The sequence below is a fragment of the Mycobacterium alsense genome, from assembly GCF_002086635.1.
GTDB classification, from domain to species: Bacteria; Actinomycetota; Actinomycetes; order Mycobacteriales; family Mycobacteriaceae; genus Mycobacterium; species Mycobacterium alsense.
In genome coordinates, this window is the sequence record NZ_MVHD01000015.1 from 72715 (window position 1) to 99356 (window position 26642).

General features: G+C 69.9%; 26 protein-coding genes. 6 read left to right on the plus strand and 20 right to left on the minus strand.

Features of this window, described 5'->3' with window-relative positions; genetic code table 11:
* Nucleotides 1–9 precede the first annotated feature (9 nt).
* From BST11_RS11480 to BST11_RS11500, 5 genes are read right to left on the minus strand one after another with little or no spacing between them, the layout of a single operon-like run.
* Nucleotides 10–1170, minus strand: a complete 1161-nt coding sequence (locus BST11_RS11480; protein WP_083138098.1) for an alpha-hydroxy-acid oxidizing protein — start codon at nucleotides 1168–1170, stop codon at nucleotides 10–12.
* 23 nt (nucleotides 1171–1193) lie between these two features.
* On the minus strand, nucleotides 1194–2042 hold the full coding sequence (locus BST11_RS11485) for a siderophore-interacting protein (protein WP_083138099.1): 849 nt from the start codon (nucleotides 2040–2042) through the stop codon (nucleotides 1194–1196).
* Between the two features lie 41 nt (nucleotides 2043–2083).
* Complete coding sequence (dprA, locus tag BST11_RS11490) at nucleotides 2084–3232, minus strand: DNA-processing protein DprA (RefSeq protein ID WP_083138100.1); 1149 nt, start codon at nucleotides 3230–3232, stop codon at nucleotides 2084–2086.
* Nucleotides 3229–4740, minus strand: coding sequence for a YifB family Mg chelatase-like AAA ATPase (locus BST11_RS11495; RefSeq protein ID WP_083138101.1), 1512 nt, complete (start codon nucleotides 4738–4740; stop codon nucleotides 3229–3231). The genes dprA and BST11_RS11495 overlap by 4 nt, the downstream gene beginning before the upstream one ends.
* Entirely contained in the window at nucleotides 4740–5117 is a 378-nt protein-coding gene (locus BST11_RS11500) for a YraN family protein (RefSeq protein ID WP_083138121.1), read from the minus strand. The genes BST11_RS11495 and BST11_RS11500 overlap by 1 nt, the downstream gene beginning before the upstream one ends.
* Before the next feature lie 263 nt (nucleotides 5118–5380).
* Between BST11_RS11500 and BST11_RS11505 the strand changes: the two genes are divergently transcribed.
* On the plus strand, nucleotides 5381–5812 hold the full coding sequence (locus tag BST11_RS11505; RefSeq protein WP_083138122.1) for a PPOX class F420-dependent oxidoreductase: 432 nt from the start codon (nucleotides 5381–5383) through the stop codon (nucleotides 5810–5812).
* 57 nt (nucleotides 5813–5869) lie between these two features.
* On the opposite strand, the gene fdhD is transcribed toward BST11_RS11505, so the two are convergent.
* From fdhD to BST11_RS11520, 3 genes are all read right to left on the minus strand, one after another.
* A complete protein-coding gene (gene fdhD / locus BST11_RS11510; RefSeq protein ID WP_083138102.1) occupies nucleotides 5870–6700 on the minus strand; it encodes a formate dehydrogenase accessory sulfurtransferase FdhD in 831 nt (276 codons plus the stop codon).
* Entirely contained in the window at nucleotides 6700–9030 is a 2331-nt protein-coding gene (locus tag BST11_RS11515) for an FdhF/YdeP family oxidoreductase (protein ID WP_142276302.1), read from the minus strand. The genes fdhD and BST11_RS11515 overlap by 1 nt, the downstream gene beginning before the upstream one ends.
* 65 nt (nucleotides 9031–9095) lie before the next feature.
* Nucleotides 9096–10076: an NAD-dependent epimerase/dehydratase family protein gene (locus BST11_RS11520; RefSeq protein WP_083138103.1), complete on the minus strand. Its 981-nt coding sequence runs from the start codon at nucleotides 10074–10076 to the stop codon at nucleotides 9096–9098.
* A gap of 105 nt (nucleotides 10077–10181) precedes the next feature.
* Here BST11_RS11520 and BST11_RS11525 point away from each other — a divergent pair, with 105 nt between their 5' ends.
* On the plus strand, nucleotides 10182–10952 hold the full coding sequence (locus BST11_RS11525; RefSeq protein WP_083138104.1) for a GAF and ANTAR domain-containing protein: 771 nt from the start codon (nucleotides 10182–10184) through the stop codon (nucleotides 10950–10952).
* Between the two features lie 9 nt (nucleotides 10953–10961).
* Here the strand turns inward: BST11_RS11525 and BST11_RS11530 are convergent, their stop codons facing one another.
* The 4 genes from BST11_RS11530 to rplS are packed head-to-tail and all read right to left on the minus strand — an operon-like array spanning nucleotide 10962 to nucleotide 13295.
* The gene (locus BST11_RS11530; protein ID WP_067325206.1) at nucleotides 10962–11267 is read right to left on the minus strand and encodes a DUF2469 domain-containing protein; all 306 of its coding nucleotides are present in this window, start codon (nucleotides 11265–11267) and stop codon (nucleotides 10962–10964) included.
* A 43-nt stretch (nucleotides 11268–11310) separates the two neighbouring features.
* On the minus strand, nucleotides 11311–12039 hold the full coding sequence (locus BST11_RS11535) for a ribonuclease HII (protein WP_067325203.1): 729 nt from the start codon (nucleotides 12037–12039) through the stop codon (nucleotides 11311–11313).
* 2 nt (nucleotides 12040–12041) lie between these two features.
* Nucleotides 12042–12929, minus strand: coding sequence for a signal peptidase I (gene lepB / locus BST11_RS11540; RefSeq protein WP_083138105.1), 888 nt, complete (start codon nucleotides 12927–12929; stop codon nucleotides 12042–12044).
* A gap of 24 nt (nucleotides 12930–12953) precedes the next feature.
* Nucleotides 12954–13295, minus strand: a complete 342-nt coding sequence (gene rplS / locus BST11_RS11545; RefSeq protein ID WP_012393605.1) for a 50S ribosomal protein L19 — start codon at nucleotides 13293–13295, stop codon at nucleotides 12954–12956.
* 329 nt (nucleotides 13296–13624) lie between these two features.
* Here rplS and BST11_RS11550 point away from each other — a divergent pair, with 329 nt between their 5' ends.
* Entirely contained in the window at nucleotides 13625–14581 is a 957-nt protein-coding gene (locus BST11_RS11550; RefSeq protein ID WP_083138106.1) for a serine hydrolase, read from the plus strand.
* A 108-nt stretch (nucleotides 14582–14689) separates the two neighbouring features.
* Here the strand turns inward: BST11_RS11550 and trmD are convergent, their stop codons facing one another.
* The 5 genes from trmD to BST11_RS11575 all read right to left on the minus strand — a co-directional run bounded on the left by trmD (nucleotide 14690) and on the right by BST11_RS11575 (nucleotide 17313).
* A complete protein-coding gene (gene trmD, locus BST11_RS11555) occupies nucleotides 14690–15367 on the minus strand; it encodes a tRNA (guanosine(37)-N1)-methyltransferase TrmD (protein ID WP_083138107.1) in 678 nt (225 codons plus the stop codon).
* A 2-nt stretch (nucleotides 15368–15369) separates the two neighbouring features.
* Nucleotides 15370–15900 (minus strand): ribosome maturation factor RimM, encoded by a 531-nt coding sequence (rimM, locus tag BST11_RS11560; protein ID WP_083138108.1) that lies wholly within the window; start codon nucleotides 15898–15900, stop codon nucleotides 15370–15372.
* A gap of 23 nt (nucleotides 15901–15923) precedes the next feature.
* Nucleotides 15924–16166 carry an RNA-binding protein gene (locus BST11_RS11565; RefSeq protein WP_003878715.1) on the minus strand — a complete coding sequence of 81 codons (243 nt, stop codon included), beginning with the start codon at nucleotides 16164–16166 and terminating at the stop codon, nucleotides 15924–15926.
* 5 nt (nucleotides 16167–16171) lie between these two features.
* Complete coding sequence (gene rpsP / locus BST11_RS11570; RefSeq protein ID WP_083138109.1) at nucleotides 16172–16711, minus strand: 30S ribosomal protein S16; 540 nt, start codon at nucleotides 16709–16711, stop codon at nucleotides 16172–16174.
* Nucleotides 16712–16881: 170 nt separating this feature from the next.
* The gene (locus tag BST11_RS11575; protein WP_083138110.1) at nucleotides 16882–17313 is read right to left on the minus strand and encodes a nuclear transport factor 2 family protein; all 432 of its coding nucleotides are present in this window, start codon (nucleotides 17311–17313) and stop codon (nucleotides 16882–16884) included.
* 146 nt (nucleotides 17314–17459) lie between these two features.
* On the opposite strand from BST11_RS11575, the gene BST11_RS11580 reads away from it, so the two are divergent.
* Complete coding sequence (locus tag BST11_RS11580; RefSeq protein ID WP_142276303.1) at nucleotides 17460–17717, plus strand: hypothetical protein; 258 nt, start codon at nucleotides 17460–17462, stop codon at nucleotides 17715–17717.
* Between the two features lie 55 nt (nucleotides 17718–17772).
* Nucleotides 17773–18642, plus strand: coding sequence for a D-alanyl-D-alanine carboxypeptidase family protein (locus tag BST11_RS11585; RefSeq protein WP_083138112.1), 870 nt, complete (start codon nucleotides 17773–17775; stop codon nucleotides 18640–18642).
* Between the two features lie 9 nt (nucleotides 18643–18651).
* Here BST11_RS11585 and BST11_RS11590 read toward each other — a convergent pair whose 3' ends face one another.
* The 3 genes from BST11_RS11590 to BST11_RS11600 form a co-directional block, all read right to left on the minus strand.
* A complete protein-coding gene (locus BST11_RS11590) occupies nucleotides 18652–19245 on the minus strand; it encodes a TetR/AcrR family transcriptional regulator (RefSeq protein ID WP_083138113.1) in 594 nt (197 codons plus the stop codon).
* A 1-nt stretch (nucleotide 19246) separates the two neighbouring features.
* Nucleotides 19247–21061, minus strand: a complete 1815-nt coding sequence (locus tag BST11_RS11595) for an N-acyl-D-amino-acid deacylase family protein (RefSeq protein WP_142276304.1) — start codon at nucleotides 21059–21061, stop codon at nucleotides 19247–19249.
* Between the two features lie 67 nt (nucleotides 21062–21128).
* Nucleotides 21129–25904, minus strand: a complete 4776-nt coding sequence (locus BST11_RS11600) for a PPE family protein (RefSeq protein ID WP_083138115.1) — start codon at nucleotides 25902–25904, stop codon at nucleotides 21129–21131.
* Between the two features lie 432 nt (nucleotides 25905–26336).
* Here BST11_RS11600 and BST11_RS27595 point away from each other — a divergent pair.
* On the plus strand, nucleotides 26337–26642 hold a 306-nt coding region (locus tag BST11_RS27595; RefSeq protein ID WP_158086786.1), incomplete at its 3' end, for a PE family protein.

Consider the following 26642-nt stretch of genomic DNA (forward strand, 5'->3'; position numbering starts at 1 on the left):
GGGCTCGGCTCAGGTGACGCGCCGCAGCGTTTCCGGGGTGAGATCTTTGCGCGTGGGGTAGCCGTCGACGGCCATGATCAGGTCGGCCTCGGCCAGCATCGAACGCAGCACGTGCACGATGCCGTCGACGCCGCCGAGGGCCAGGCCGTAGGCGTACGGGCGGCCGACGCCCACCGCGGTGGCGCCCAACGCGAGCGCCTTGATGACGTCGGCGCCGCTGCGGATGCCCGAGTCGAACAGCACGGGCACCCCGCCGGCCGCCTCCACCACCCCCGGCAGGCAGTCGATCGCCGGCAGGCCGCCGTTGGCCTGCCGGCCGCCGTGGTTGGAGCAGTAGATGCCGTCGACGCCGCCGTCCTTGGCGCGGCGGGCGTCGTCGGGATGGCAGATGCCCTTGACGAGCAGCGGCAGATCGGTCAACGAGCGCAGCCAGGGCAGGTCGTCCCAGCTGAGGGGGTTGCCGAAGAGCTGCGCCCAGCGCAGCACCACCGCCCGCGGATCCGCTTCCGGCGGCTGTTGCAGGCCGGCGCGAAACACCGGATCGCTGGTGTAGTTGCTCAGGCAATGCCCGCGCAGCTGCGGGAAGTTGGCCGTGGTCAGGTCGCGGGGGCGCCAGCCGGGCACCCAGGTGTCGAGCGTGACGATGATCCCCCGGTAACCGGCGGCCTCCGCGCGCTGGACGAGGCTGGCGGCCAGCTCCCGGTCTTTCGGGGTGTACAGCTGGAAAAACCCCGGGGTGTCGCCGAATTCGGCGGCGACGTCCTCGAGCGGGTCGGCGGTCAGGGTGGACACCACCATCGGCACCCCGGTGCGCGCCGCCGCCCGGGCGGTGGCCAGGTCTCCGTGGCCGTCCTGGGCGCAGATGCCGATGACCCCGATGGGCGCCATGAACAGCGGCGAGGGCAGGGCCATGCCGAACAGCTCCACCGACAGATCCCGTTCGGTGGCGCCGACGAACATCCGCGGGATCAGGCCCCACCCGTCGAAGGCGCTGCGGTTGGCCCGCTGGGTGCGCTCGTCCCCGGCCCCGCCGGCGACGTACGACCACACCGACGGCGACATCGCGGCCCGCGCCTTGGCCTCCAGTTCGGCGTGGGCCACCGGCAGCGCCGGCACCGTCCCGGCGAGGCCCTGCAGGTAGATCTCGAACTGGTAATCGCCGAACGCCATGCGACGAGCATGCCAGCCCGCGCTCAGCCGGCGGCTTCGGCCTCGGCGAGCTCCTTCTTCCACTGCCGGAAGCTCTCCTCGGTGCGGCCCCGCCGCCAGTAGCCCGAGATCGACGACGCCCATTTCGCGTCCACGCCGCGCTCCTTGCGGATGTAGGGCCGCAGGTTGTGCATGACGGTTTGCGCCTCGCCGTGGATGAACACGTGCACCTGGCCCGGCAGCCACGGCGCGGTGGTGACGGCCTCGATGAGCGGCGCGAAGTCGCCGGCGCGGTCCTCGGGGACCAGGTCGGCGCGGCCACCGCGGTAGACCCAGCTCACGTCGACGGATTCCGGTGAGTTCAGCGGGATCTCGTCCTCCTGGCCGGCGACTTCGATGAACGCCTGCCCGACCGCGTCGGGAGGCAGGGCTTCCAGCGCCACGGCGATGGCCGGCAGCGCCGACTCGTCGCCGGCCAGCAGGTGCCAATCGGCGGTCGGGTCGGGGGTATAGGCGCCGCCCGGACCCATCAGGTAGATCGGCTGGCCGGGCTGGGCCGTCGACGCCCACGCGCCCGCGACGCCGTGCTCGCCGTGCACCACGACGTCCAGCGTGAGCTCGTGGGCATCGGGGTCGACGCGGCGCACCGTCATCGTGCGCACCGAGGGCTTCTGCTCCCGGGGCAGGTCGGCGAAGCTGTCCAGGGTCAGCGGATGCGGCAGCTCCGACACGTCGACGTCGCCCGGCAGGAACACCAGCTTGACGTAGGAGTCGGTGAACTTGCTGGGCACGAATTTGTCGAAGTGTGCGCTCCCGAGCACGACCCGCACCATGTGTCGAGTGAGCTGTTCGGTGCGGGCGACTTCGAAGCTTTGCAGAGGTCGACCTGCCACGTGTCCTCCTGTCTCCTCCTGTCCTGCCCGACCCCGCTCGACTATACGAGCCGCTCCGACGGGGCCGGGGCCGCGGCGCGGACAATGCGCCACCGCCCGTCGTCGCGCCGCGCCAGCCCGGCGAGCTCGAGGATGGCCAGCGGTCCCAGCACCCGCTCGGGCGCCATACCCGACGCGACCGCGATCTCGTCGACCGCGGCGGCGCCGCGGCCGGGCAGCGCCTCGTACACCCGCCGCTCGGCTTCGCCCAGCCCGTCGAGCGCGGTTGTGGGATGCGGTTCCTCGGGGGCGAGCTCACCGACGCGGCCGACCAGCTCCACGACGTCATCGGCCCGGGTGACCAGCTCCGCGCCGTCGCGCAGCAGCGCGTGACATCCCGCCGACGCCGACGACGTCACGGGCCCGGGCACCGCGGCCACCACCCGGCCCAGCGCCCGCGCCCACGCCGCGGTGTTCGCCGCGCCGCTGCGCAGGCCCGCCTCCACCACGACCGCCGCGCCCGCGACCGCGGCGACCAGCCTGTTGCGGGTCAAGAACCGGTGCCGGGCCGGGCGAACGCCCGGCGGGTATTCGGTGAACACCAGCCCACGTTGACCGATGCGGTGCAGCAGCGCGGAATGCCCTGCCGGATAAGGGATGTCGATCCCACCGGCCAGCACGGCAGCGGTGACGCCCTCGCAGTCCAGCGCCGCGCGGTGCGCCGCGCCGTCGATGCCGTAGGCGCCGCCGGACACCACCGCGACGTCGCGCTCGGCCAGCCCGGTGGCCAGGTCGGCGGCCACGTGCTCGCCGTACATCGTCGAGGCGCGCGTTCCGACCAGCGCGGCCGCGCGCGAGGCCACCTCGTCGAGGCGTTCGGGGCCCAACGCCCACAACACCATCGGCGGGCCGCCGCGGGCCTTCACCCCGGCGGCGCCGAACGCGGCGAATGCGAGCAGCGGCCACTCGTCGTCGTCGGGGGTGATCAGCCGGCCACCGCGGCTCGCGAGCAGCTCCAGATCGGCAGCGGCCCGGTCTATTTCGCGTCTGGCCTCGGTGTGGCGCGCCACTCGGTCGTCGACCGATCCGCGCCGCACCCGGTCGGCCGCCTCCACCGGCCCCACGCGTCGCACCAGCGCGACGAGTTCGGCGCAGGGCGGCTCGGCGACCCTCGACAGGTAGGCCCACGCGCGCAAGAGCGGACGGTTCATCGGTGCGCTCCGGGTTGGCGGAAACTGAGCGCGGTGGCGACCTCGTCGAGGCCGGGCGAAGCCCGGCCGGCCAGGTCGGCCAGGCTCCACGCGACGCGCAGCGTGCGGTCCAGGCCGCGGATGCTGAGCAGCCCGCCGTCCAGCGCCCGCTTGAGCGGGTTCATCGCGGCGTTGCCGGGGCGGAACTTGCGCCGCAGCAGCGTGCCGCTGACCTCGGCGTTGGTGCGGAATCCGTAGGGGCGCCAGCGCTCGGCCGCCGCGTCGCGCGCCGCGGCCACCCGCCGGCGTACCTGCGCCGTGGACTCGCCGTCGGTGACCGCGATCGCCCCGGCCCGCACCGCGTTCATCTGCACCCGCAGGTCCACGCGGTCCATCAGGGGCCCGGACAGCTTGCCCAGGTAGCGGCGTTTGGCCGCGGCCGCGCACACGCAGTCCCGCGGATCGGCCGGCGCGCACGGGCAGGGGTTGGCGGCCAGCACGAGCTGGAAGCGGGCCGGGTAGCACGCCACCCCGTCGCGGCGGGCGAGGCGAATTTCCCCGTCCTCCAACGGTGTTCGCAGGGCCTCCAGCGCGCTGACGGCGATCTCGGCGCACTCGTCCAAAAACAGCACCCCGCGGTGCGCCCGGCTGACCGCGCCGGGTCGGGCCATCCCCGAGCCGCCGCCGACGAGCGCCGCGACGGTGGAGCTGTGGTGGGGCGCCACGAACGGCGGCGCGGTGATCAGCGGGGTGTCGCCCGACAACAGCCCCGCCACCGAGTGGATCGCGGTGACCTCGAGGGACTCGCCCTCCGCCAGGCGCGGCAGCAATCCCGGAAGGCGTTGGGCCAGCATCGTTTTGCCCACCCCCGGCGGGCCGGTCAGCATGAGGTGATGCGCCCCGGCGGCCGCGACTTCCACGGCGAAGCGGGCCTGCGCCTGCCCGATTACGTCGGCCAGGTCGGCGGGCGGCTCCGGGTCCGGTGCGCCCGCGCTGATCCTGCGGTCCAGCCCGCCGGAGCCGGACAGCCAGCGCCGCAGCTGGCGCAGCGTGCGAACGCCCCACACCTCGATGCCGTCGACGAGGCTGGCCTCGGCCAGGTTGTCGACCGGGACGACGACGACCGGCCAGCCCTCGCGCTTGGCGGCCAGCACCGCGGGCAGCACCCCGCGCACCGGCCGCACCCGCCCGTCCAGGGACAGCTCGCCCAGCAGTACCGCCTTCTCCAGGCGTTCCCACGGGTGCTTGCGCTGCGCGGAGAGCACGGCCGCGGCCAGGGCGATGTCGTACACCGATCCCATCTTGGGCAGGGTCGCCGGTGACAGCGCCAGCGTGAGCCGGGCCTGGGGCCAGCTGTTGCCGCAGTTGGTGACCGCCGCCCGGACCCGGTCCCTCGACTCCTGCAGGGCCGCGTCGGGCAGGCCCACCAGGTGCACGCCGGGCAGGCCGGAGGTGATGTCGGCCTCGATCTCCACGATGGCGCCGTCCAGCCCGCGCACCGCGACCGAGAACGCCCGTCCCAGCGCCATCAGCCGATCCCCCGCAGGTGGGTGAGCTCCGGGGCGCGGCGCCGCCCGACCCGCACGCCGACCACGTCGATGCGCAGCGCCGCCCAGCGCACGTCCTGGCCGGCCAGCCACAGCCCGGCCAGCCGGCGCAGCCGCGCGACCTTGCGCGGGGTGACCGCGTGGGCCAGCCCGCCGTAGCCGTCGCCGGTGCGGGTCTTGACCTCCACGAACACCACGGTGTTCGTGGCCTCGTCGGCGGCGATCACGTCCAGCTCGCCGTAGCGGCAGCGCCAGTTGCGGGCCACGATGCGCAACCCCGTCCGCGTCAGGTGATCCACGGCGAGCGCCTCGCCCATCGCCCCGAGCTGGGCGCGGGTCATCGTCTTCTCGGTCGTCATGGCGGCCACGGTGCACCGCGGCGCCGACACCACGCGGCGCCGGCGTCGCGAAATCACCGCCAACGGACGCGGTTATCCCCAGTCGGGGAGCTATCCCCAGGCGGGCCTACGTGATGTGGTCGGCCCTGGTGGACGTCGCCGCAAAAATCACGCGTGACAACTCGGCGGGGCGGTCGACGGTCGGGCTGTCGGATTACGCGCTGCCTCTTCGTCGTATGGATAGACAGCAAATGCGCGGAAACATGACGAATCAGGAGAACGCAATGAACATCATGAAACTCGACGACAGCGCACGCCAACTCATAGGGTCCGGCCCGGCAACGCTGGTCACGATCAATCGCAACGGCAGCCCGCAAGTCAGCGTGGTCTGGGTGACGGTGCAGAGTACAGCCGACGGCGGTGATGAGCTAGTCACCGCTCATCTGATGGAGCATCAGAAGATCCGCAACATCCGCCGTGATCCCCGCGTGGCGGTGACCATCGTGTCCACCGACCGCAGTGGGCCGCAGACACCCTACCTGTCGATCAAAGGCACGGCGCGCGTCGAGGAGGGCGGCGCTCCAGAACTGCTCGACGACATCGCCACAACGATATTCGGCCCCGGCACCGGTTTCCCGCCGCCCGACGCACCGCCCGGATACCTGACTCGCATCACAATAGAGAAGGTGGGCGGGGTAGGCCCGTGGGCGACCTGAACATGACTGTGCTACCGAGTCGGTTATCCCCAGTCGGGGGCCCATCCCCAGGCGGGCCTACGTGATGCGGTCGGCCCGGGTGTAGACGTTCATCGAGTCCTCCCGCAAAAACGCCACCAGCGTCACCCCGGCGTCCTCGGCCAGCGAGACCGCCAGCGACGACGGCGCCGACACCGCGGCCAGCACGGGGATGCCGGCCATCACCGCCTTCTGCGTCAGCTCGAACGACGCCCGCCCGCTGACCAGCAGCACGCACCCCGCCAGCGGCAGCTCGCGGTGTTGCAGCGCCCATCCGACGACCTTGTCGACCGCGTTGTGCCTGCCGATGTCCTCGCGCACGACCAGCGCGGTGCCGTCGGCTGAGAACAGGGCGGCGGCGTGCAGCCCGCCGGTGGTGTCGAAAACCTTTTGCGCGGCGCGCAGTTGGCCGGGCATCCCCTGCAGGGTGGCCGCGGCGACGGTCACGGGATCCGTGCCGGGCGTAAAGCGGCCGATCAGCCGCACCGCCTCCAGCGACGCCTTGCCGCACACCCCGCACGACGACGTGGTGTAGAAGTTGCGGGTGACGTCGAGATCGGGCGGGCCGACCCCGGGCGCCAGGGTCACGTCCAGCACGTTGTAGGTGTTGGCGCCGTCGCCGACGCCCTGGGCGCGCCCGCCGCAGTAGCGGATGGTCGCCAGGTCGTCGCGCCCGGAGATCACCCCCTCGGTGAGCAGAAAGCCCTGCGCCAGCTCGAAATCCGAGCCGGGCGTGCGCATGGTCACCGTGACCGGTGCGCCGTTGACGCGGATCTCCAGCGGCTCCTCGACGGCCAGCGTCTCCGGTCGCGTGACGGCCCGCTCCGCGGTGAGATGATGCGCGCGCCGGCGCGCCGTGACGCGCCGCACTAAGCCGCCGGTTCCAGCCGGATCGTGATCGCCTTGGACACCGGGGTGTTCGACTTGTCGGCGGTGTGGTCCAGCGGGACGAGCGGATTGGTCTCGGGATAGTAGGCCGCCGCGTTGCCGACCGGCGTCGAGTAGGCGACCACCAGGAAGTCCTTCGCGCGGCGCTCCTGCAGCCGCCCCTCGGCGTCGCTGAACTCCGACACCAGATCGACGCGCCCGCCGTCGGTCAGTCCCAGATCCTCGATGTCGGCCGGGTTGACGAACACCACGCGCCGGCCGCCCTTGACCCCGCGGTAGCGGTCGTCGAGCCCGTAGATCGTGGTGTTGTACTGGTCGTGGCTGCGCAACGTCTGCAGCACCAGCCGTCCCGGCGGCACCGGCACCCAGCGCAGCGGGTTGATCGCGAAGTTGGCTTTGCCTGTGCTGGTGTGGAATTCGCGTGCATCACGCGGCGGATGCGGAAGCTGGAAGCCGTCGGGCGCACGCACCTTGCGGTTGTAGTCGGCGCAGCCGGGGACCACCGCGGCGATCGCGTCGCGGACGGTGTCGTAGTCGGCGGCGAAGCTCTCCCATGGCACCGGGTGGTCCGCGCCGAGCAGCGTGCGGGCCAGCTGGCAGACGATCTCCACCTCGCTGCGCAGCTGGTCGCCGGGCGGGTGCAGGCTGCCGCGCGACAGATGCACCATCGACATCGAATCCTCCACCGACACAACCTGCTTGCGCCCGCCGCGGACGTCCCGGTCGGTGCGGCCCAGCGTCGGCAGGATCAGCGCGGTGGCCCCATGCACGACGTGGCTGCGGTTCAGCTTGGTCGAAATCTGCACGGTCAGCGCGCAATTGCGCAACGCCGCCTCGGTGACGGAGGTGTCGGGGGTGGCCGACGCGAAGTTGCCGCCCATGCCCACGAACACCCTGGCCCGCCCGTCGCGCATCGCGCGGATCGCGGCCACGGTGTCGTAGCCGTGCCTGCGCGGGCTGGTGATGCCGAAGTGGCGGTCCAGGGCGGCCAGGAACTCCTCGGGCATCTGCTCCCAGATCCCCATGGTGCGGTCGCCCTGCACGTTGGAGTGCCCGCGCACCGGGCACACCCCGGCGCCGGGTTTGCCGATCATGCCGCGCAGCAACAGCACGTTGGTGATCTCGCCGATGGTGTCGACGGCGTGGGTGTGCTGGGTCAGTCCCATCGCCCAGCACACGACGGTGCGCCGCGAAGCCATCAGCATGGCGGCGACGCGCTCGAGCTGCCGCCGCTCGACGCCGGTGGCGACGAACACCGTGTCGAGGTCGACGTCGAGGGTCCGGCGCCGGTAGTCGTCGAAGCCGGCGCAGTGCGCGTCGACGAAGGGCCGGTCGACGACCGTGCCCGGGGCGCGGTCGTCGGCCTCGAGCAGCAACCGGCCCAGGCCGGCGAACAGCGCCATGTCGCCGCCGAGGCGGATCTGCACGAACTCGTCGGCGATCGGGACGCCGTGCCCGACAACGCCTTTCACCTTCTGCGGATCTTTGAACCGGATCAGGCCGGCCTCGGGCAGGGGGTTGACCGCGATGATATTGGCGCCGTTGGCCTTCGCCTTCCGCAGCACCGAGAGCATCCGCGGGTGGTTTGTGCCCGGGTTCTGCCCGGCGATGACGATCAGGTCGGCGTGCGCGACGTCGTCGACGGTGACCGATCCCTTGCCGATGCCGATCGACTCGGTCAGCGCCGACCCCGACGACTCGTGGCACATGTTGGAGCAGTCGGGCAGGTTGTTGGTGCCGAAGCAGCGGACCATCAGCTGGTAGCAGAACGCGGCCTCGTTGCTGGTGCGGCCGGACGTGTAGAACACCGCCTCGTCGGGGCTGTCCAGGGCGCCGAGCTGCTCGGCGATCAACCGGTAGGCGTCGTCCCAGCCGATCGGCCGGTAGTGGTCGTCACCGGGTGACAACACCATCGGGTGGGTGAGCCGGCCCTGCTGGGACAGCCAGTACTCGGGCTTTCCCGACAGTTCGGCCACCGAGTGCCGCGCGAAGAACTCGGGTGTGACGGTGCGTTTGGTGGCCTCCTCGGCCACGGCCTTGGCGCCGTTTTCGCAGAACTCGGCCACCTTGCGCCCGCCGGGCTCCTCCGGCCACGCGCAGCCGGGGCAGTCGAAGCCGTTGCGCTGGTTGAGCCGGGCCAGCGCCGCGGCGGTGCGCAGCGCGCCCATCTGCTCGAACCCCCGCTGCAGCGAGACCAGCACCGCCCGCACCCCCGCCGCCTCGCGCTTGCGCGGGGCGACCGAGACCGCGTGTTCGTCGTAGTCGGCGGGAATATCGGCGCCGTCGCCGGCGGCCGGGCGGTGCAACCTCACAGATTCAAATTACCGCCTCGCCAGGCCCGGCCCCGGCGCGCCGTCAGGGCCCCTTCACAGCCCGTTCATACCGCGCCGGCCAGCGCCGCCAGGGTGTCCTCCGAGGAGTGGACCGGCCGCCACCCGAGCTCGATCCTGGCCTTGGTGGTGTCCATCACCACCGACGTCCGCGCGATGTGCAGCCACTCCAGCACCGACGGCACGAACGGCACCCGAGCGAGCGCCGCCGACGCCGCCGAGGCCGCCATCGCCGGAACCCGCACCGGCCGGCCGCCCAGCGCCTTGACCACCTCCGAAACCGTCACCACGCCGTCGCCGGCGATGTTGTACGCGCCCGGCGGCGCCGGGGCCGTCGCCGCCAGCGCGATCGCCTCGGCGACGTCGTCGTGGTGGACCAGCTGCAGCGGGAAACCCGGATCGGGCACGACCGGCTTGAGCACCGGCACCACCCCGGCCAGCGCGCGCAACGGGCCGGGCAGCCGATTCCACGGCATCGCGTCGGCCAGCGCCGTCGCCCGGGGCCCGGCGACGATGCAGGGCCGCAGCACGAACACCTCGAGGGACGAACCCGCGGTGACGTCGGCGAGCAGCGCCTCGCAGGCGGCCTTCTGCGCGGAGTAGTAGTGCTCGGGCGACCCGCGTGGCGGCACGTCCTCGGTGAGGGGGACCGGGTTGTCGGCGTGGTAGCCGTAGGCGGCCACCGACGAGGTGTAGACCAGCCGGCGCGGGCGCTCGGCGGCGACGGTCGCCTCGAACACGTTGCGGGTGCCCTGCAGGTTGATGCGTTCGCTCTCCTCGCGCGAGCCCATGATGATGAACGCCAGGTGGATCACCACGTCGGCCTGCGCCACCAGGGCGTCGACGGCCTCGCGGTCGAGGATGTCGCCCTGCTGATAGCCGGTCTTGACCCAGCCGCTCGACGACGGGTCGAACGGCCGCCGGGCCATCCCGATGATCTTGTCCACCGCGGGCTCGCGCTCCAGCGCGGTCACCGCCGAGATCCCGATCTCGCCGGTCGGTCCGGTCACCGCCACGGTCAGCCCCATTCACATGAGCTTCCCCTCCGTGTCACCCTGAAACCACGAGTGACGAAAGACGCAAGTCGAATTGCATGCGGGTCGAACGCCGACACCGCGGGAACGGGGCACAACGTGGCAGACGGACCGATTACGGACCCGAGCGGTTCGGTAACGGGCGACGGGAGGGCCGACCCGGCGACCGTCTTCGCCGCGCTCGCCGAGATCATCTATCAGGGCTCGGACGCCACCGAGATGTACGCCGCCATCTGCGTCGCCGCCACCCTGGCCATCCGCGGCTGCGACCACGCCAGCCTGTTGGTGCGCGACAACGACCGCTACGTGACCGTCGGCGCCAGCGACGCGATAGCCCACCGGATCGACGAGCTGGAGCGCCGCGCCGGCGACGGGCCCTGCATCGACGCGATCGAGGAGGAGACGCCCCAGATCGACCCCGACCTGACGTCGCCGTCGCTGTGGCCCAAGCTCGCCGCCATCCTGGTCGAAGAGACGCCGGTGCGCGGGGCGATGGGCTTCCGCCTGCTGGTGGAAAAGCGCAAGGGCGCCGCGCTCAACCTGTTCAGCGACACCCCCAACGTGTTCGACGCCGAGTCCGCCGGGCGGGCGGCCGTGCTGGCGGCGTTCGCCAGCGTGGCCATCAACGCGGTCGCCAAGGGCCAGGACGCCGCCACGCTGCGCCGCGGGCTGCTGTCCAACCGCGAGATCGGCAAGGCGGTCGGCATGCTGATGTTGCTGCACGACCTGTCCGAGGACCAGGCGTTCGACATGTTGCGCCGCCACTCGCAGGCGCTGAACGTCAAGCTGGCCGAGGTGGCCCGCGCCGTCATCGACAATCGCGGCCGGCTGCCGTCCGACCTCGGGAGCCAGCTTCCGCCCGCCACCTAGCGGGACGGCCTACTCGGGCAGCCGGAGCTCCGGCTTCTCCACCTCTTCGATGTTGACGTCCTTGAAGGTGACGACTTTGACCTGCTTGACGAAGCGGGCCGGGCGGTACATGTCCCACACCCAGGCGTCGGAGAGCCGCAGCTCGAAGTACACCTCGCCGTCGGCGTTGCGCGGCGTCATCTCCACGCTGTTGGCCAGGTAGAAGCGCCGCTCGGTCTCCACGACGTAGCTGAACTGGCCGACGATGTCCTTGTATTCGCGGTACAGCGAGAGCTCCATCTCGGTTTCATACTTTTCGAGATCTTCCGCACTCATCTGCTCAGACGTCCTTCTCCCGGCTACCTGGTCCCATCTTTCCTCACTGCCATCCCGCACGCTCGGCCGGAGGGTCCGGTTTGCACTCGGCCACCACCCGGCCGCCCGAACCGTCGGACCCGACGGACACGCGCCGGACGTTGATGAACGAATAGCGGTGCTCGGCGCACGGGCCCAGGCGGGTCAGGGCCGTCGAATGCGCCGGCGTGCTGTAGCCCTTGTGCTCGGCGAAGCCGTAGCCGGGGTGTTCGGCGTCCATCGCGACCATCAGCCGGTCGCGGCTGACTTTGGCCAGCACGCTCGCCGCGGCGATGCAGGCGGCCACCGCGTCCCCGCCGATCACCGGCAGCGACGGCATCGGCAGCCCCGGCACGCGAAAGCCGTCGCTCAGCACGTAACCCGGGCGCACGGACAGCCCGGCCACCGCGCGCCGCATGCCCTCGATGTTGGCCACGTGCACCCCGCGGCGGTCGACCTCCGCCGACGGGATGAACACCACGTGGTAGGCCAGGGCGTAGCGGCGGATCAGCGGGAACAGCTTCTCCCGCGCCTTTTCGGTGAGCTTCTTCGAATCGTCAAGGAGGGCAAGGCTTTCCAGCCGGCCGGGCCCGAGCACGCAGGCCGCCACGACCAGCGGGCCCGCGCAGGCCCCGCGGCCCACCTCGTCCACGCCGGCCACCGGCCCCAGCCCGCCGCGGTACAGCGCGGACTCCAGGGTGCGCAACCCCCCAGACTTGCGGATCACCGTCCGCGGCGGCCAGGTGGTCGCCACGGCTACCGGCTCTGTTGGGGATTCACCGATCCAACACCGCCCCATCGCGACGGCGGCCACACGATGAATCTGGCCTTGCCGATGACGTTGGACACCGGCACCGTTCCCGAGTTCGGGTCACCGGTGCACAAGATCCCCTTGAGCGCGTCGGCGGGGACGCTGGTGCAGTGCGCGCGCGAGTCCGCCGAGTGCGTGCGGTTGTCGCCCATCACCCACAGCCGCCCGGCCGGCACGGCCACCGGCCCGAACTCGCTGCCCAGACAGGGGTACTTCGCCGGGTCGGCCATCATCGTGTTCGGATCCAGGTACGGCTCCTTGAGCGGCTTGCCGTCGACGGTCAGCCCGGTTTCCGCCCGGCACGCCACCGTCTGCCCGCCGACCGCGATGACGCGCTTGACCAGGTCGTTCTCGTCGGGCGGCACGAAGCCGATGAACGACAGACCGTCCTGCACGAAGCGCAGCGCGGTGTTGTTCGAGCGGATCGACTTGTACCCGGCGTTCCACGACGGCGGCCCCTTGAAGACGATCACGTCGCCGGGCCCCGGCCGACCGAACCGGTAGGTGAGCTTGTCGACCATGATCCGGTCGCCGACGCAGCCCGTGCACCCGTGCAGGGTGGGCTCCATGGATTCCGACGGAATCAGGTACGGGCGGGCGATGAACGTCAGCATGACGTAGTAGAGCGCCACCGCGATCACCGCGAGGATCGCGATTTCGCGCAGCGTCGACTTCTTCTTGCGCGCCGGCTCGGAAGCCCCGGCCCGCTCGGTCTCCTCGTCGGGGGCCGCGGTCGCGCCGGGATCCTCGGGGTCGCGGGTCGAGACCTTCGGTTCGCTCTGGCCGGCGTCGGCGTCGGACTGGGGCTCGGGCGAGTCCGTGGTATCCGTCACGAGATCAGCGTAGCCAGGGCGGCGTCAGCGCTTTTCCTTGATCTTGGCCTTCTTGCCGCGGAGTTCACGCAGGTAGTACAGCTTGGCGCGGCGGACGTCGCCACGGGTCACCACCTCGATATGGTCGATGTTCGGCGAATGCACCGGGAAGGTCCGCTCGACGCCGACGCCATAGCTCTCCTTGCGCACGGTGAACGTCTCCCGGATTCCCCCGCCCTGCCGGCGGATCACCACACCCTTGAACACCTGGATGCGCTCCTTGGCGCCCTCGATGACCTTGACGTGCACGTTGATGGTGTCGCCCGGGCTGAAGGCCGGGATGTCGTCGCGCAGCGACGCCTGGTCGACGAAGTCCAGCCTGTTCATCGTTAGAACTTCCTTGCGCTCGCGGCCTGCGACCGCGGCCCACGCGCGGGCGTGGGGCGGTCATCAAGCCGATGGGTTTCGGGCTTTGTGCGTGCATCTCGCGGCGGCCGGGACACGGCCGGGACCCGCTCACGGGCTCGAGACAACTGCACAATTGTGCCAGACGGCCCGCCTGCAGTGAAAATCACAGGTAAACGTCGCGGTTCGTCGCGCGCCGAAGGGCCCGGTGAGTGGTACATATGACTGGGGTCAAAACGCGCTAGTCGAACCCGGGGTAGTGGCGATGCGGCCCGCCCATGTGCCGGATCGAGGTCCGAGGAGATCCAGGGATGCGCGCCCGCCCAAGCACCGTGCTCGCCGCCGTCGCGGCGGTGACGCTGGTGCTGGCCGGGTGCGACCAGGCGCTGGTGGCGTCGCGGCCCCGGCCGGCGGCGGCCGCCGATGCCGGGCACGGCGCGCCGGCCCGTGCGTCCGTGCCGCAGCCGGAGACGGTGCAGCTGCTGCTGGACAGCGTGCCGCTGCACGGGCCGCCGCAGGCGCTGTCCGGGACGGTGTTCGGCGGCCTGCCGGCGCGCATCCAGCGGGCCATCGACGAGGCGGCCGCGGCCGGGGCGGCGTTGTCGGTCGCCGTCCTCGACCGCAAGACCCACGAGTTCGTCGCCAACGGCAACGGCCAGGTCGTCGGCACCGCCTCGGTGGCCAAGCTGTTCATCGCCGACGACCTGCTGCTGGCCGAATCGCAGGGCAGGACCACCCTGTCGGCGGAGGACCGCCGGGATCTCGACGCCATGTTGCAGTCGTCCGACGACGGCGCGGCCGAGAAGTTCTGGGCCCAGGGCGGCGGCGAGGCCATCATCACCCAGGTCGCGACCCGGTACGGGCTGTCGTCCACCACCCCGCCCAGCGATGGGCGCTGGTGGAACACCATGAGCACGCTGACCGACCTGGTCCGCTACTACGACATGCTGCTCGACGGGTCGGGCGGGCTGCCGGTCGGGCGGGCCATGGTCATCGTCGACGACCTGGCCCGGTCGACGGCCAGCGGGGTCGACGGGTATCCGCAGCGGTTCGGCATTCCCGAGGGGCTGTTCGCCGAGCCGGTGGCGGTCAAGCAGGGCTGGATGTGCTGCATCGGCAGCGACTGGATGCACCTGTCGACCGGGGTGATCGGCGCGGACCACCGCTACGTCATGGTGGTCCAGTCGCTGCAGACCACCGACGACGCCACCGCGCGCCAGACGATCACCCAGGCCGTCAGGACGATATTTCCCAACGGCCGGATCTGACGGGCCGCGCCTCGGCGCGAGCTGGGGGTGCCCCCGCGAAGCTGGGGGAACGCAGAATCGCACGCGATCGGCCCGATCTATGCGATTCTGCGTCTGCTCGCCAGTCATTCAGTCCAGCAAGTCCGGGCGGCGTTCGCGGGTGCGCCGCAGCGAGACCTCGCGGCGCCATCCGGCGATGCGCGCGTGATCCCCGGAGAGCAGGACGTCGGGGACGTCGAGCCCGCGCCAGCTCGGCGGCCGCGTGTACGACGGGCCTTCGAGCAGCCCGTTCGAGTGCGAATCGTCTTGGTGCGACTGCGGGTTGCCGATGACTTCGGGCAGCAGACGGACCACCGCCTCGATCATCACCACCGCCGCCGACTCCCCGCCCGGCAGCACGTAGTCGCCGATCGAGACCTCCTCGACCCGCATCCGCCGCGCGGCGTCCTCGACGACCCGCTGGTCGATGCCCTCGTAGCGTCCGCACGCGAACACCAGGTGCCGCTCGGCGGACCAGCGCCGGGCGGTGGCCTGGGTGAAGAGCGTGCCCGCCGGGGTGGGGACCACCAAAAGCGTTTCGCCGGAACAGGTCTCGTCCAGCGCTTCGCCCCAGACCGGGGCCTTCATGACCATCCCGGGGCCGCCGCCGTAGGGGGCGTCGTCCACCGAGTGGTGCACGTCGTAGGTCCAGCGGCGCAGGTCGTGCACGCGCAGGTCGACCAGGCCCGACGCGATCGCCTTGCCCGGCAACGATTGTCGAAGCGGGTCCAGGTAGGCCGGGAAGATCGTGATGACGTCGATTCGCACGGCTACCCCAATTCCAGCAGGCCGTCGGGCGGATCGATCTCGATCACCCCGTCGTCCAGCGACACCGACGTGACGATGGCGCCGACGAACGGCACCAGCGCTTCGTCGTTCACGCCGCCGGGGGTGCGCCGCACCGCCAGCAGCTCACCCGCGGCGGTGTGCAGCACCTCGGCGACGACACCGACGTCCGCTCCCGTCGTCGTCCGCACGCGCAGGCCCTCCAGCTGGTGGTCGTAGTAGGTGTCCGGCTCGTCGATGGGCGGCAGGTCCTCGGAGTCCACGACGAACAGGCTGCCCCGCAACGTCTCCGCGGTGTCGCGGTCGTCGACCCCGGCCAGCCGCAGCAGCAGCCGGCCCCCGTGCTCGCGGGCCTGGTCGATGACGAAACTGCGTTCCTCACCGGTGCGAGAGTTCTTGGCGCGCAACGTATTACCCGGAGTGAACCGCGCGTCGGGATCGTCGGTGCGGATCTCGACGACCACCTCGCCGCCGATGCCGTGCGCCTTGACCACCCGCCCGACCGTTAACTCCAAGGGAGCTCCATGAGCAGCGCGCGCTACTGGTCGGTGTCCACCACGTCGACGCGAATGCCGCGGCCGCCGATCCCGGCGACCAGCGTGCGCAGGGCGGTCGCGGTGCGTCCCCCGCGGCCGATCACCTTGCCGAGATCGTCGGGGTGGACGTGCACCTCCACCGTGCGCCCGCGCCGGCTCGTCACCATGTCCACCCGCACGTCGTCGGGGTTGTCGACGATCCCGCGGACCAGGTGCTCGACTGCGTCAACGACGACCGTGCTCACGTCGGTCAGCTTTCGCTCGTCGGCTCGGCCGGCGTCTCCGCGGGCGCCTCGGCGGGTGTCTCGGCTTGCGCCTCGGCTTCGGCCGGCGTCTCGGCCTCGGTCGGCGTCTCGGCCGGCGTCTCGGCCTCGGCCTTTTCGGCCTTGGCGGCCTTCTTCGCGGGGGCCTTCTTCTTCGGCTTGGCGGCCTCGGTGGTGGGGGCGCCGTCGGCCTCGGCCAGCGCGGCGTTGAACAGCTCCAGCTTGCTGGGCTTGGCGGGCTTGACCTTCAGCCGGCCCTCGGCGCCGGGCAGGCCCTTGAACTTCTGCCAGTCACCGGTGATCTGCAGCAGCTTGCGGACGGGTTCGGTGGGCTGGGCACCCACCGAAAGCCAGTACTGGGCGCGCTCGGAGTTGATCTCGATCAGGCTCGGGTCTTCTTTGGGGTGATACCGGCCGATGATCTCGATCGCGCGGCCGTCGCGGCGGGTCCGGGCGTCGGCGACGGCGATGCGGTACTGGGGATTGCGGATTTTGCCAAGCCGGGTGAGCTTGATCTTCACAGCCATGGTTGAGCGATTTCTCCTGTGCGTGTCACGCTGCAATTCAGCGGCACCGGCGGGATGCCGGGGCCCGGTTTTGCCTCGCGTGTGGTGACCGCCTCGCTAAGGCAAGAAGCAGTGATCGCGGGGCGGACAGCCGCCTATTGTGCCAGAACCGGGCTCCCGGCCCGAAATCCTCACATGACCTTCTGGAACGTCTTGGTCTCCACCCGCCGGCTCATCCGCCAGCCCTCAGGGGTGCGGACGAACTCGTCGTCGTACCAGAGCCCGCAGAACAGGATCTGATTCTTGTTCTTTTCGGGGTCCCCCGGCAGCACCATGGGGTTGAAGCAGATCACCCGCGACGACGCGCTGTCCCCGTCGATGCGCACCGAGAAGTTGCCGAGCATGTGCGCGTACACGGGGAAGGTCGGCAGCACCTCCGCCAGCCACTTTTTGACCTCGGGGTAATGGCCTTCGATGCCGCCCAACGCCGTGTAATCGATGTAGGCGTCCGGGGTGAAGACCTTGTCCAGGTCGTCGAACCGGCGGTTGTCGATGGCGGTGGAATAGTCCACCAGCAGCTGCTGGATCTCCAGGCGGTCGGAAATTTCGGCCAGGCTCAACATGCATCGATTCAACACCGCGGGCGGTGCCGGGTTGGGATCGGTAGCGGCGGGGGCGGTGTGCACTTGGCGAGTTACCGCCCGCAACGAAGGAGCCGCACATGATTTCCGGGACTACCGCGCAGGCCAGGGGGAATAATCCGAGGCTTATGAGAGCGGCAATCGCGGGGATAGCAACCGCGCTGTTGATGTGGGGCGGCTCGGGGCTGGCGGCGCCGTCCGCCCAGGCCGGCCCGTGCCCGGCCGGGAAGTCCTGCCAGCACTGGTGCCCGGGCGACGCCAACCCGGCCGGGCGGCCGGTGCCGTGGGACGGTGGCGTCTGCCACGACTACTTCTGGGACTACTACGGCGTGCACGACATCGGCGACGGGAAGTTCTACTCCTGGCGCGACATGCCCTGGCACTGAGCCGCCACCGGTCTCATCAAGGGATCGCGCAGGCCCGGAAGTAAACTTTGCGGCCATGCGCACGCTCATGGCGGCGGTCGCCGCGTCGCTGGCGGTCGGTGTCGGCCCTGCCGGCATGTCCTGGGCCGACAACTCGCAGCCGATCGGCTCGGTGCCCATCCCCGACGGCCCGGCGCAGACCTGGATCGTGGCCGACCTCGACAGCGGCCAGGTGCTGGCCGGCCGCGACCAGAACGTCGCCCACCCGCCCGCGAGCACCATCAAGGTGCTGCTGGCGCTCGTGGCGCTGGACCAGGTGAGCCTGGACTCCACCGTCGTCGCCGACGTCGCCGACACCCAGGTCGAGTGCAACTGCGTCGGCATCAAGCCCGGCCGCAGCTACACCGCGCGCCAGCTGCTCGACGCGCTGTTGCTGGTCTCGGGCAACGACGCCGCCAACACGCTGGCGCACATGCTGGGCGGCGCCGACGCCACCGTCGCGAAGATGAACGCCAAGGCCGCGTCGCTGGGGGCCACCGGCACCCACGCGTCGACGCCGTCCGGGCTGGACGGGCCCGGCGGCTCCGGGGCGTCGACGGCGCACGACCTGGCCGTCATCTTCCGCGCCGCGATGGCCAATCCGGTGTTCGCGCAAATCACGTCGGAACCGTCGGCGATGTTCCCCGGGGAAAACGGCGACGAGCCGATCACCAACCAGGACGAGCTCCTGCAGCGCTATCCCGGGGCCATCGGGGGTAAGACCGGCTTCACCAACGCCGCCCGCAAGACGTTCGTCGGCGCCGCCGCCCGCGGTGGCCGCCGGTTGGTGATCGCGATGATGTACGGGCTGGCGAGGCCGGGCGGGCCGTCGTACTGGGACCAGGCGGCCACCCTGTTCGACTGGGGTTTCGCCCTCAACCCCGAGACCGGCATCGGCTCGCTGTAGTACCGCGACTCAATTCGGCAGGGCGGCGGTGAGCAGCGCCGTCAGCACCGGGATCCGTTGCTTCGCGATCTCCGGCTGGGGCAGTACCCCCTCCACCACGGCGGCCCCGTCGAACACGTTCGTCAGCAGCGCCACGATGACCGGGAAGGTTTCCGCCGGAAAGGCCTCGGCGCCGGGGAGCGTGCGCGCGGCGTCGTGGATCTTCGCGGCGTACTGCCCGAGCTCGTGTTGCAAAGTGTCCCTGAGCTTTTCGTCGGTGCGCGCGGCGATCAACAGCTCGTAGACGACGGCGTTGGTCGGCCCGGCGGTGATGTCGCGCAGTATCGCCAGCGCGGCCTCGAGCGCCGGCTGCTCGGCCGGTATTTCGGCCACTCCCTTGGTGAACGACTCCACCTGGCGGCGCAGCACCTCCGACGCGGTGGCCGCCATGAAGTCGCCCATGGTGTCGAAGTGGCGGAACAGGGCGCCGACGGACACCCCCGCCCGCTTGGTGATCACGGCCGCCGACGCCCGCGCGTAGCCGACCTCGACGATGGTGGCGATGGCGGCGTCGAGCAGCCGCGCGACGGTCTCCTCCCGGCGCTGCTGCTGGGTTCTGGCCATGTCAGGCGCCGACCTTCAGCGCCCCGGCGTGCCGGCGGCGCCCGCCCGCCCGCAGGTAGCGGCCCGACTTCACGGATTGGCCGTAGCCGTCACGGAATTCGCCCTTGCCGAAGACGACGGCGCCGCCCACGCCGGTGGCGACCACCGCGTCGTCGTTGCGGTTGACCATGCGCCGCAGGCCGCCGTAGAACGGCACCGCCTCCTCGTGGTAACCGTCCACCGACTCGTCGAGCCCGGCCGGGTCGACCACGACGAAGTCGGCGCGGTCGCCTTCGCGCAGCGTGCCGGCGTCGATGCCGAACCACTCCGCCAGCTCGCCCGTGAGGCGATGCACCGCGCGCTGCGTGGACAGGAAGGGCGCGCCCGCCTGTTGGGCGTCCCTGGTGCGCTTGAGCATCCGCAGGCCGAAGTTGTAGAACGCCATGTTGCGCAGGTGCGCGCCGGCGTCGGAGAAGCCCATGTGGATGCTGGGCTCGGCGGCGAGCTTGTTGAGCTGCTTGGGCCGGTGGTTGGCCACCACCGTCGTCCACCGCACGTTGCGCTCACCGTTTTCGACGAGCACGTCGAGAAACGCGTCCAGCGGGTGCAGCCCGCGCTCGTCGGCGATCGCACCAAAGCTCTTGCCCAGCAACGACTTGTCGGGACACTCGACGATGACCGCGTCGTGGAAGTCGCGGTGCCACAGCGACGGGCCGAGCTTGATGCGGTCGAACTCGCGCCGGAACCGGCGGCGGTAGTCCTCGTCGGCCAAAAGCGCGTTGCGCTCCAGCTGCTCGCGCAGGTGGAGGGCGGCCGTGCCCGCGCCGAACTCTTCGAAGACCGGCAGGTCGATCCCGTCGGAGTACAGCTCGAACGGCACCGGCAGGTGCTGGAATCGCACATGAGAGCCCAGGATCTTGTTGAGCAGGCGGGTGCCGAGGCCGAACGTGTGCACGGCGAACGGCATCGACTTGGCGTCGGCGGACACCAGCAGGCTCATCCGAACGCCCTTGCGGCGGCCCAACATCCGGCTGCTGGCCAAGAAGAACAGCAGCCCGGACTTGGGGTCGTCGACGTTGGGGGCGCTCTGCAGGATCCGGCCGCGCTTGCGCAGCACCTTGATCAGCCTGCGCCGCTCCCGCCACGTCGCGAAGGTCGACGGCAAGGCGCGCGACCGGAAGCGCTCTCCGTCGAGTTTGTCGATGGCCGCGTCCATCCCGGACATGCCGAGCATCCCGGCGTCGAGCGCGTCGTCGAGCAGCGCCGCCATCTTCTCCAGCTCGGCGTCGGTGGGCGCCACGGTGGGGTCGGTGGCGCGGTCGAGGCCCAGCACCGCGGTGCGCAGGTCCGAATGACCAAGCAGGGAGCCGACGTTCGGCCCGAGCGGCAGCGCGTCGATGGCCTCGACGTAGCCGGCGGCCGTCGACCAGGTTTTGGTGGAATCCAAGGCGCCGTGGACGTATTCGCGCGGCACCGCCTCGACCCGGCTGAACAGGTCGGCGGCGTCCTCGGAGTTGGCGTAGACCGTCGACAGCGAGCAGTTGCCCAGCAGCACGGTCGTCACGCCGTGCCGCACCGACTCCCGCAGCCCGGGGTCCAGCAGCACCTCGGCGTCGTAGTGGGTGTGCACGTCGATGAAGCCGGGCACGACCCACTTGCCGGCCGCGTCGATCACCTCCGGGCACCCGGTCTCGTCCAGGGGCCCGGTGGTCACCGTGGCCACGATGCCGTCGCGAATGCCCAGCGTGCGGGTCTGCGGCGCGGCGCCGGTGCCGTCGAACCACAGCCCGTCGCGAATGATCACGTCGTATGTCACGACGGTGAGGCTAGCATAGATAGCATGTACTCACAATCTTTTCGGGGGGCGGTTTCGCGGGTCGGATCGCCACCGCGGGGCCCGTGAGTTAGAAGTGGAGGCCGGAGATTTCGCCGGCGATGGCGGTGGCGGCGGAGTTCAAGGCGCTGGCAAACCCCGAAATGCTCGTCGCGAGCGGACCCGAGAGGCCGGCCAGGTCCTGCAGCGCGGCTGACCCCAGCCCACTGAGGTTCGCCAACACAGGCGCGTTGGCGCCGAGGTGCCCCAAGCCCGAGGTGTCGATCTCGAGGCCGATGGGGCCGATCGTGCCGCCCGCGTCGAATTGCAGCGGGAACGCGGGGATATCGATTGCGGGGGTGGTGATGGGGCCGATGCCGCCAGTGGTGCTGATGTTCGGCTGGATTTCGGGAATGGAGAAGCCGGGGATTGTGAAAGGGGCGGTGGAGGCGGTGAAGTTCAGGCCAAGAGTCGTTGTCAGCGTCCCGAAAATTGGGGAGAAACTCCCCTGGATGGCACCGTTGTCCGATTGCGATCCGTCCAGGCTGAAGGAGAAGGCATTCACCCCGAACGAACTCACGAAGGCTTGCGGGGTTGAAACGCCGGCCGTAAGGCCGAGCTGGGGAACCGTGAAGGAAAGGGCGGTGACGGGGCCGACGCTGCCGCCGACGCCGATGTTCAGGGGGATTTCCGGAATGGTCAGGGACGGGATCGCGATGTCGCCGACGGTGCCGTGGACGTGAATGCCCAGGGGGATGGGAGGGGTGACGACGTTGTAATGGGCGCCGTTGACCAAGGCCGATGGAATGCTTTCCAAGCTCGGGATGTGGATCGGCACGTTGATCGGGCCGAACGTGCCGCTCGCGTCGATGTGCAGCGGAACCGCGGCAATGTCGATTCCCGGGAACCTGATCGGACCGATGTCGCCGAGGACGGTGAGGTCCAGGGGGATCTTGGAAATGGTGATGGCCGGGGTGTCGAAGGCGTTGGTGCCGCCACCGACCTGGATTCCTGGCTGTGGCAAGGAAACCCCGAGAGCCCCCGATATGGTGTCGACTTGGCCATGATGCAATCCCGCGGTGCCGACATTGAGGGGAAAACTGTTCGTTTGGAAACCCACTGTCAGGAAGTTGCGCCCGGCCACACCGAAGACAGCACTGTCGAAGTGGATTGCGGGCACCTGGATGGACGGGAGGACGACGCCACCGACGTCGCCGCCGACACCGATATTCAAGGGGATAGCCGGAACGGTGAAGGACGGGACGCTGATGCCGCCGACACTGCCGTTGACCGCGATGCCCAGCGGGACGGGCGGGATCACCAGTGTGGTGTCGAGGCCGGACGGGCCCGAGAGATGGCCGCCGCTGAAGTTGGACGAAACGCCCGAGAGTGTGTCGCCGAGATGGCCGATCCCGGAGATCAAAGCCGCCGTCTGCGGGCCGAGCGTGCTCACGTTGGACAGCCCCGAGACGGTGTTGCCCAAGTTCAGCGCGCCCGATACCAGGGCGCCGAAGTTGTGGAAGCCCGAGATTCCCGCGCCAACCGGGGCAGAATTCCAGAAGCCGGACGTGCCGGCGCCGATGTTGGCGAAACCCGATGACCCGCCGGCACCGCTGTTGAGGAAGCCCGAGGACGGCGCGGTGGTCGAGTTCCCGAATTCCGGGATGTTGATCGGGACGCTGATCGGGCCGATCGTGCTGCCGCCGGTGCCAAAGTGCAGCGGGATCGGCTGGAGATCGATCTGAGGGATGGCGATTTGGCCCAAGCCGCCCGTGGCGAGAACGTTCAGGGGGATTTCCGCAATGCTTATGCCCGTGAACCCCGAGGGCGTGGTGCCGAAGCTGAAATTCGCGCCGAGGTTGATAAAGATGCTGGTATCAATGGGGCCGACATCGCCGCTGAATCCGGCATCTCCACCGTCCACCGAAATGGTGTTCATATGGATAAGAACCGAAATCGGCTGGATGGTCGTCACGCTGCCCGACGCCTGCAATGCGGGAAGCGTGAAGGGTGCGATGCGGATCGGGCCGACGTGGCCTCCGACGGCGAAGTCCAGCGGGATTCCCGGAATGTTCAGATGCGGGACGGTGAAATCGAAGGTGCCGTTGACGTCGATGCCCAGGGGGATGGGGGGAATCACCAGGGTGTAGTCCAGGGCGGACCCCTGGTTGGTGTCCCCCCACAAAACGCCGCGGGTGAGGCTGCTGGACAGGAAGGCGCCGGTGTCCACGTCACCGGAGTTCGCGACGCCGGTGTTGACGTTGCCGGTGTTGAAGTAGCCCGTGTTGACGCTGCCCGGGTTGAAGCCGCCGGTGTTGAGGTTGCCCGGGTTGAAGCTGCCGGTGTTGTAGCTGCCCGGGTTGAAACCGCCCGTGTTGGCCACCCCGGCGTTGAACCAGCCGGTGTTGGTGCTGCCGCTGTTGCCGACGCCGGTGTTGTGGCTGCCGGAGTTGAACAACCCGAAATTGCCGGTGCCCGAGTTGAACAGGCCGATGTTGTTGCTGCCCGAGTTCAGCCCGCCGAACCCCATCTGGTGGTCCCCGGTCAGCCCGATGCCGATGTTGCCGTTGCCGGTGTTGGCCAAGCCGATGTTTCCGTCGCCGGTATTGGCAAGGCCGATGTTGAAGCTACCGAGGTTGCCGAAGCCGAAGTTGTGGTCACCCGCCGTCAACAGCGGACCCCCGTTGCCGAAGCCGACGTTGAAGCTGCCGAGGTTGCCGAAGCCGAAGTTCCCGCTGCCCACATTGGCGTTGCCCACGTTGAAGCTGCCCACGTTGGCGAAGCCGACGTTGGAGTTCCCCACGTTGGCCAAGCCGACGTTGGCGACGCTGATCAAGTTCGCCTGGCCGGCGGTTCCCTGCAGGAACAGGCCCGACAGTGCGCTGCCGACGTTGGCGATGCCGGAGTCCACCGCGGGCGTCACCAGGCCCAGGGTGCTCCCGTTGGACAACCCCGAGATGGTGTCGCCGAAGTTCAGGCCCCCCGATATCAGAGCGCCGAAGTTGTGGAAGCCCGAGATTCCCCCGCCGCCTTGGGCAAAGTTCCAGAAGCCCGACGTGTCGGCGCCGATGTTCCCGAAACCCGAAACCCCATCGCCCAAATTGAAGAAGCCCGAAGACGTCGGGACCGCGAAACCCGGGAAGTGGATCGGGATGCTGATCGGGCCGATCGTGCCGCCGGTGTCGATGTTCAATGGGATCGCGGGGATATTGATGGGCGGGGTCGTGATCGGACCGATCAGGCCGGTCACCGTGAGGTCGAGCGGGATCGAGTGCACGCTGATGGCCGGGGTGGAGATTGCCGTGGTGTGACCGGAAATGGCGGTTTGGGGCATGACGACATCTACGGTCCCGGTGATGGGCCCGACCGCGGTGTCTCCCAGAGGAATGATGGTGAGAAGCTTCAGGGAAAGGCTGAATTGTTGAACGTTGATGTCCACATGCGCGAGTTTCGCTCCGCTGAGGCTGCCTAGCGCGCTGGCGGTAAAGCTGATTTCGGGCACGGTGACGGACGGGATGTCGATGCCGGCGATGCTGCCGCCGACGTCGATGTTCACCGGGATTGCCGGCGTAAACGTGGAGGGGATGGCGATGCCGCCGATGGTGCCGTTGACGTTGACGCCCAGGGGGATGGGGGGAATGGACACCGTGAAGTCGAAGCCGGGCACCTTCGGGACACCCCCTCCGAAGCTGCTGGAGAGGAAGGCGCCGGTGTTCACGTCACCGGAGTTCGCGACGCCGGTGTTGACGTTGCCGGTGTTGAAGTAGCCCGTGTTGACGCTGCCCGGGTTGAAGCCGCCGGTGTTGTGGCTGCCCGGGTTGAAGCTGCCGGTGTTGTAGCTGCCCGGGTTGAAACCGCCCGTGTTGGCCACCCCGGCGTTGAACCAGCCGGTGTTGGTGCTGCCGCTGTTGCCGACGCCGGTGTTGTGGCTGCCGGAGTTGAACAACCCGAAATTGCCGGTGCCCGAGTTGAACAGGCCGATGTTGTTGCTGCCCGAGTTCAGCCCGCCGAACCCCATCTGGTGGTCCCCGGTCAGCCCGATGCCGATGTTGCCGTTGCCGGTGTTGGCCAAGCCGATGTTTCCGTCGCCGGTATTGGCAAGGCCGATGTTGAAGCTGCCGAGGTTGCCGAAGCCGAAGTTGTGGTCACCCGCCGTCAACAGCGGACCCCCGTTGCCGAAGCCGACGTTGAAGCTGCCGAGGTTGCCGAAGCCGAAGTTCCCGCTGCCCACATTGGCGTTACCGACGTTGGCGTTGCCCACGTTGGCGAAGCCGACGTTGGAGTTCCCCACGTTGGCCAAGCCGACATTGTTGACGAGTGTCGTGAGGCCCGGCGGGACCGCCAGACGCGGCAGCGCCTGGGTCACCGTCTCCAACGCCGTAACAGCCGCGGATGCCCCGGCGTGATAGCCGAACATCGCGACCACATCCTGGGCCCACATCCGCTCATAGGCGGCCTCGATCGCCCCGATCGCCGGGGCGTTGAGCCCCAACAGGTTCGACGCAACCAACGACACCAGCTGCGCGCGATTGACCGCCACCAGCTCCGGCTGCACGGTCGCGGCAACCGCCGCCTCAAACTCCGTCGCCGCCGCCGAGGCCTGCCTGGCCGCCTCCTCGGCCAAGGTCGCCGCCGCGCTCAACCATCCCGCATACGGCGCGGCCGCGGTCGCCATCGCCGCCGACGCAAGGCCCTGCCACGGACCGCTCGCGAGCCCCGAAGTCACCGCCGAAAACGCCGCCGCCGCCGCGCCCAGCTCACCGCCCAGGTCGTCCCAGGCCGCCGCAGCGGCCAGCATCGACGCCGAGCCCGGGCCGGCGAACATCCGCGCTGAGTTGATCTCCGGCGGTAACACGGAAAAATTCACCGCGCCAACCTTCCCGGGCCAGCGACACCACGCACCCTGCAGCCACCCCAGCACGTCCGAACCACGCCAATCGCTAGGACGAAGCTAGCGGAGACACAACGCAGCCATCCCGTGGTTACCAAACCTATACTAGATTGTTATGCAATTGTATAATTAGGCAACTGTGCCAGTCGGCACGCGTTCCCGGTGTTGTCGCGCCGGGACGCCGGTCGCCGAACTTTGGCGTCGACCACCTGGTATTTCTGGCGCCGGGCCACGATCAGCATCGCTTGCTGGGACTTTTCCGAAGATCGGGCGCCGCGGCGTCGGCGGGCCGGAACGCCCGGTGCGGCGGGTTCGGTGGAGGGCTCAGCGCGTTGCCGGGGTGGGATCGGCAACATATACTCATCGACTCGTCGGCGGTGGGGGTCGTCTCCAGCGTGTGAGGTTGACGTGTCGTATGTGATCGCTTTGCCGGATGCGGTGGCGGCGGCGGCCGCCAATATGGAGCGGATCAGCGCGGCGCTGGCGACCGCCGACGTGGCGGCGGCAGGCGCGACGACCAATGTGGTGAGCCCGGGGGCCGACGAGGTGTCCGGAGTCGTGGCGGCACTGTTCTCCAGCTACGCCAAGGACTATCGCGCGGAGGCCGCCCAGGCGGCGACATTTCATGCGCAGTTCGTGAGCGCCCTGACGGCCAGCGCGCAGTCGTATGCCTCCGCGGAGGCATACGACTGCGCGCTGGCCGTCAGGGCGCTC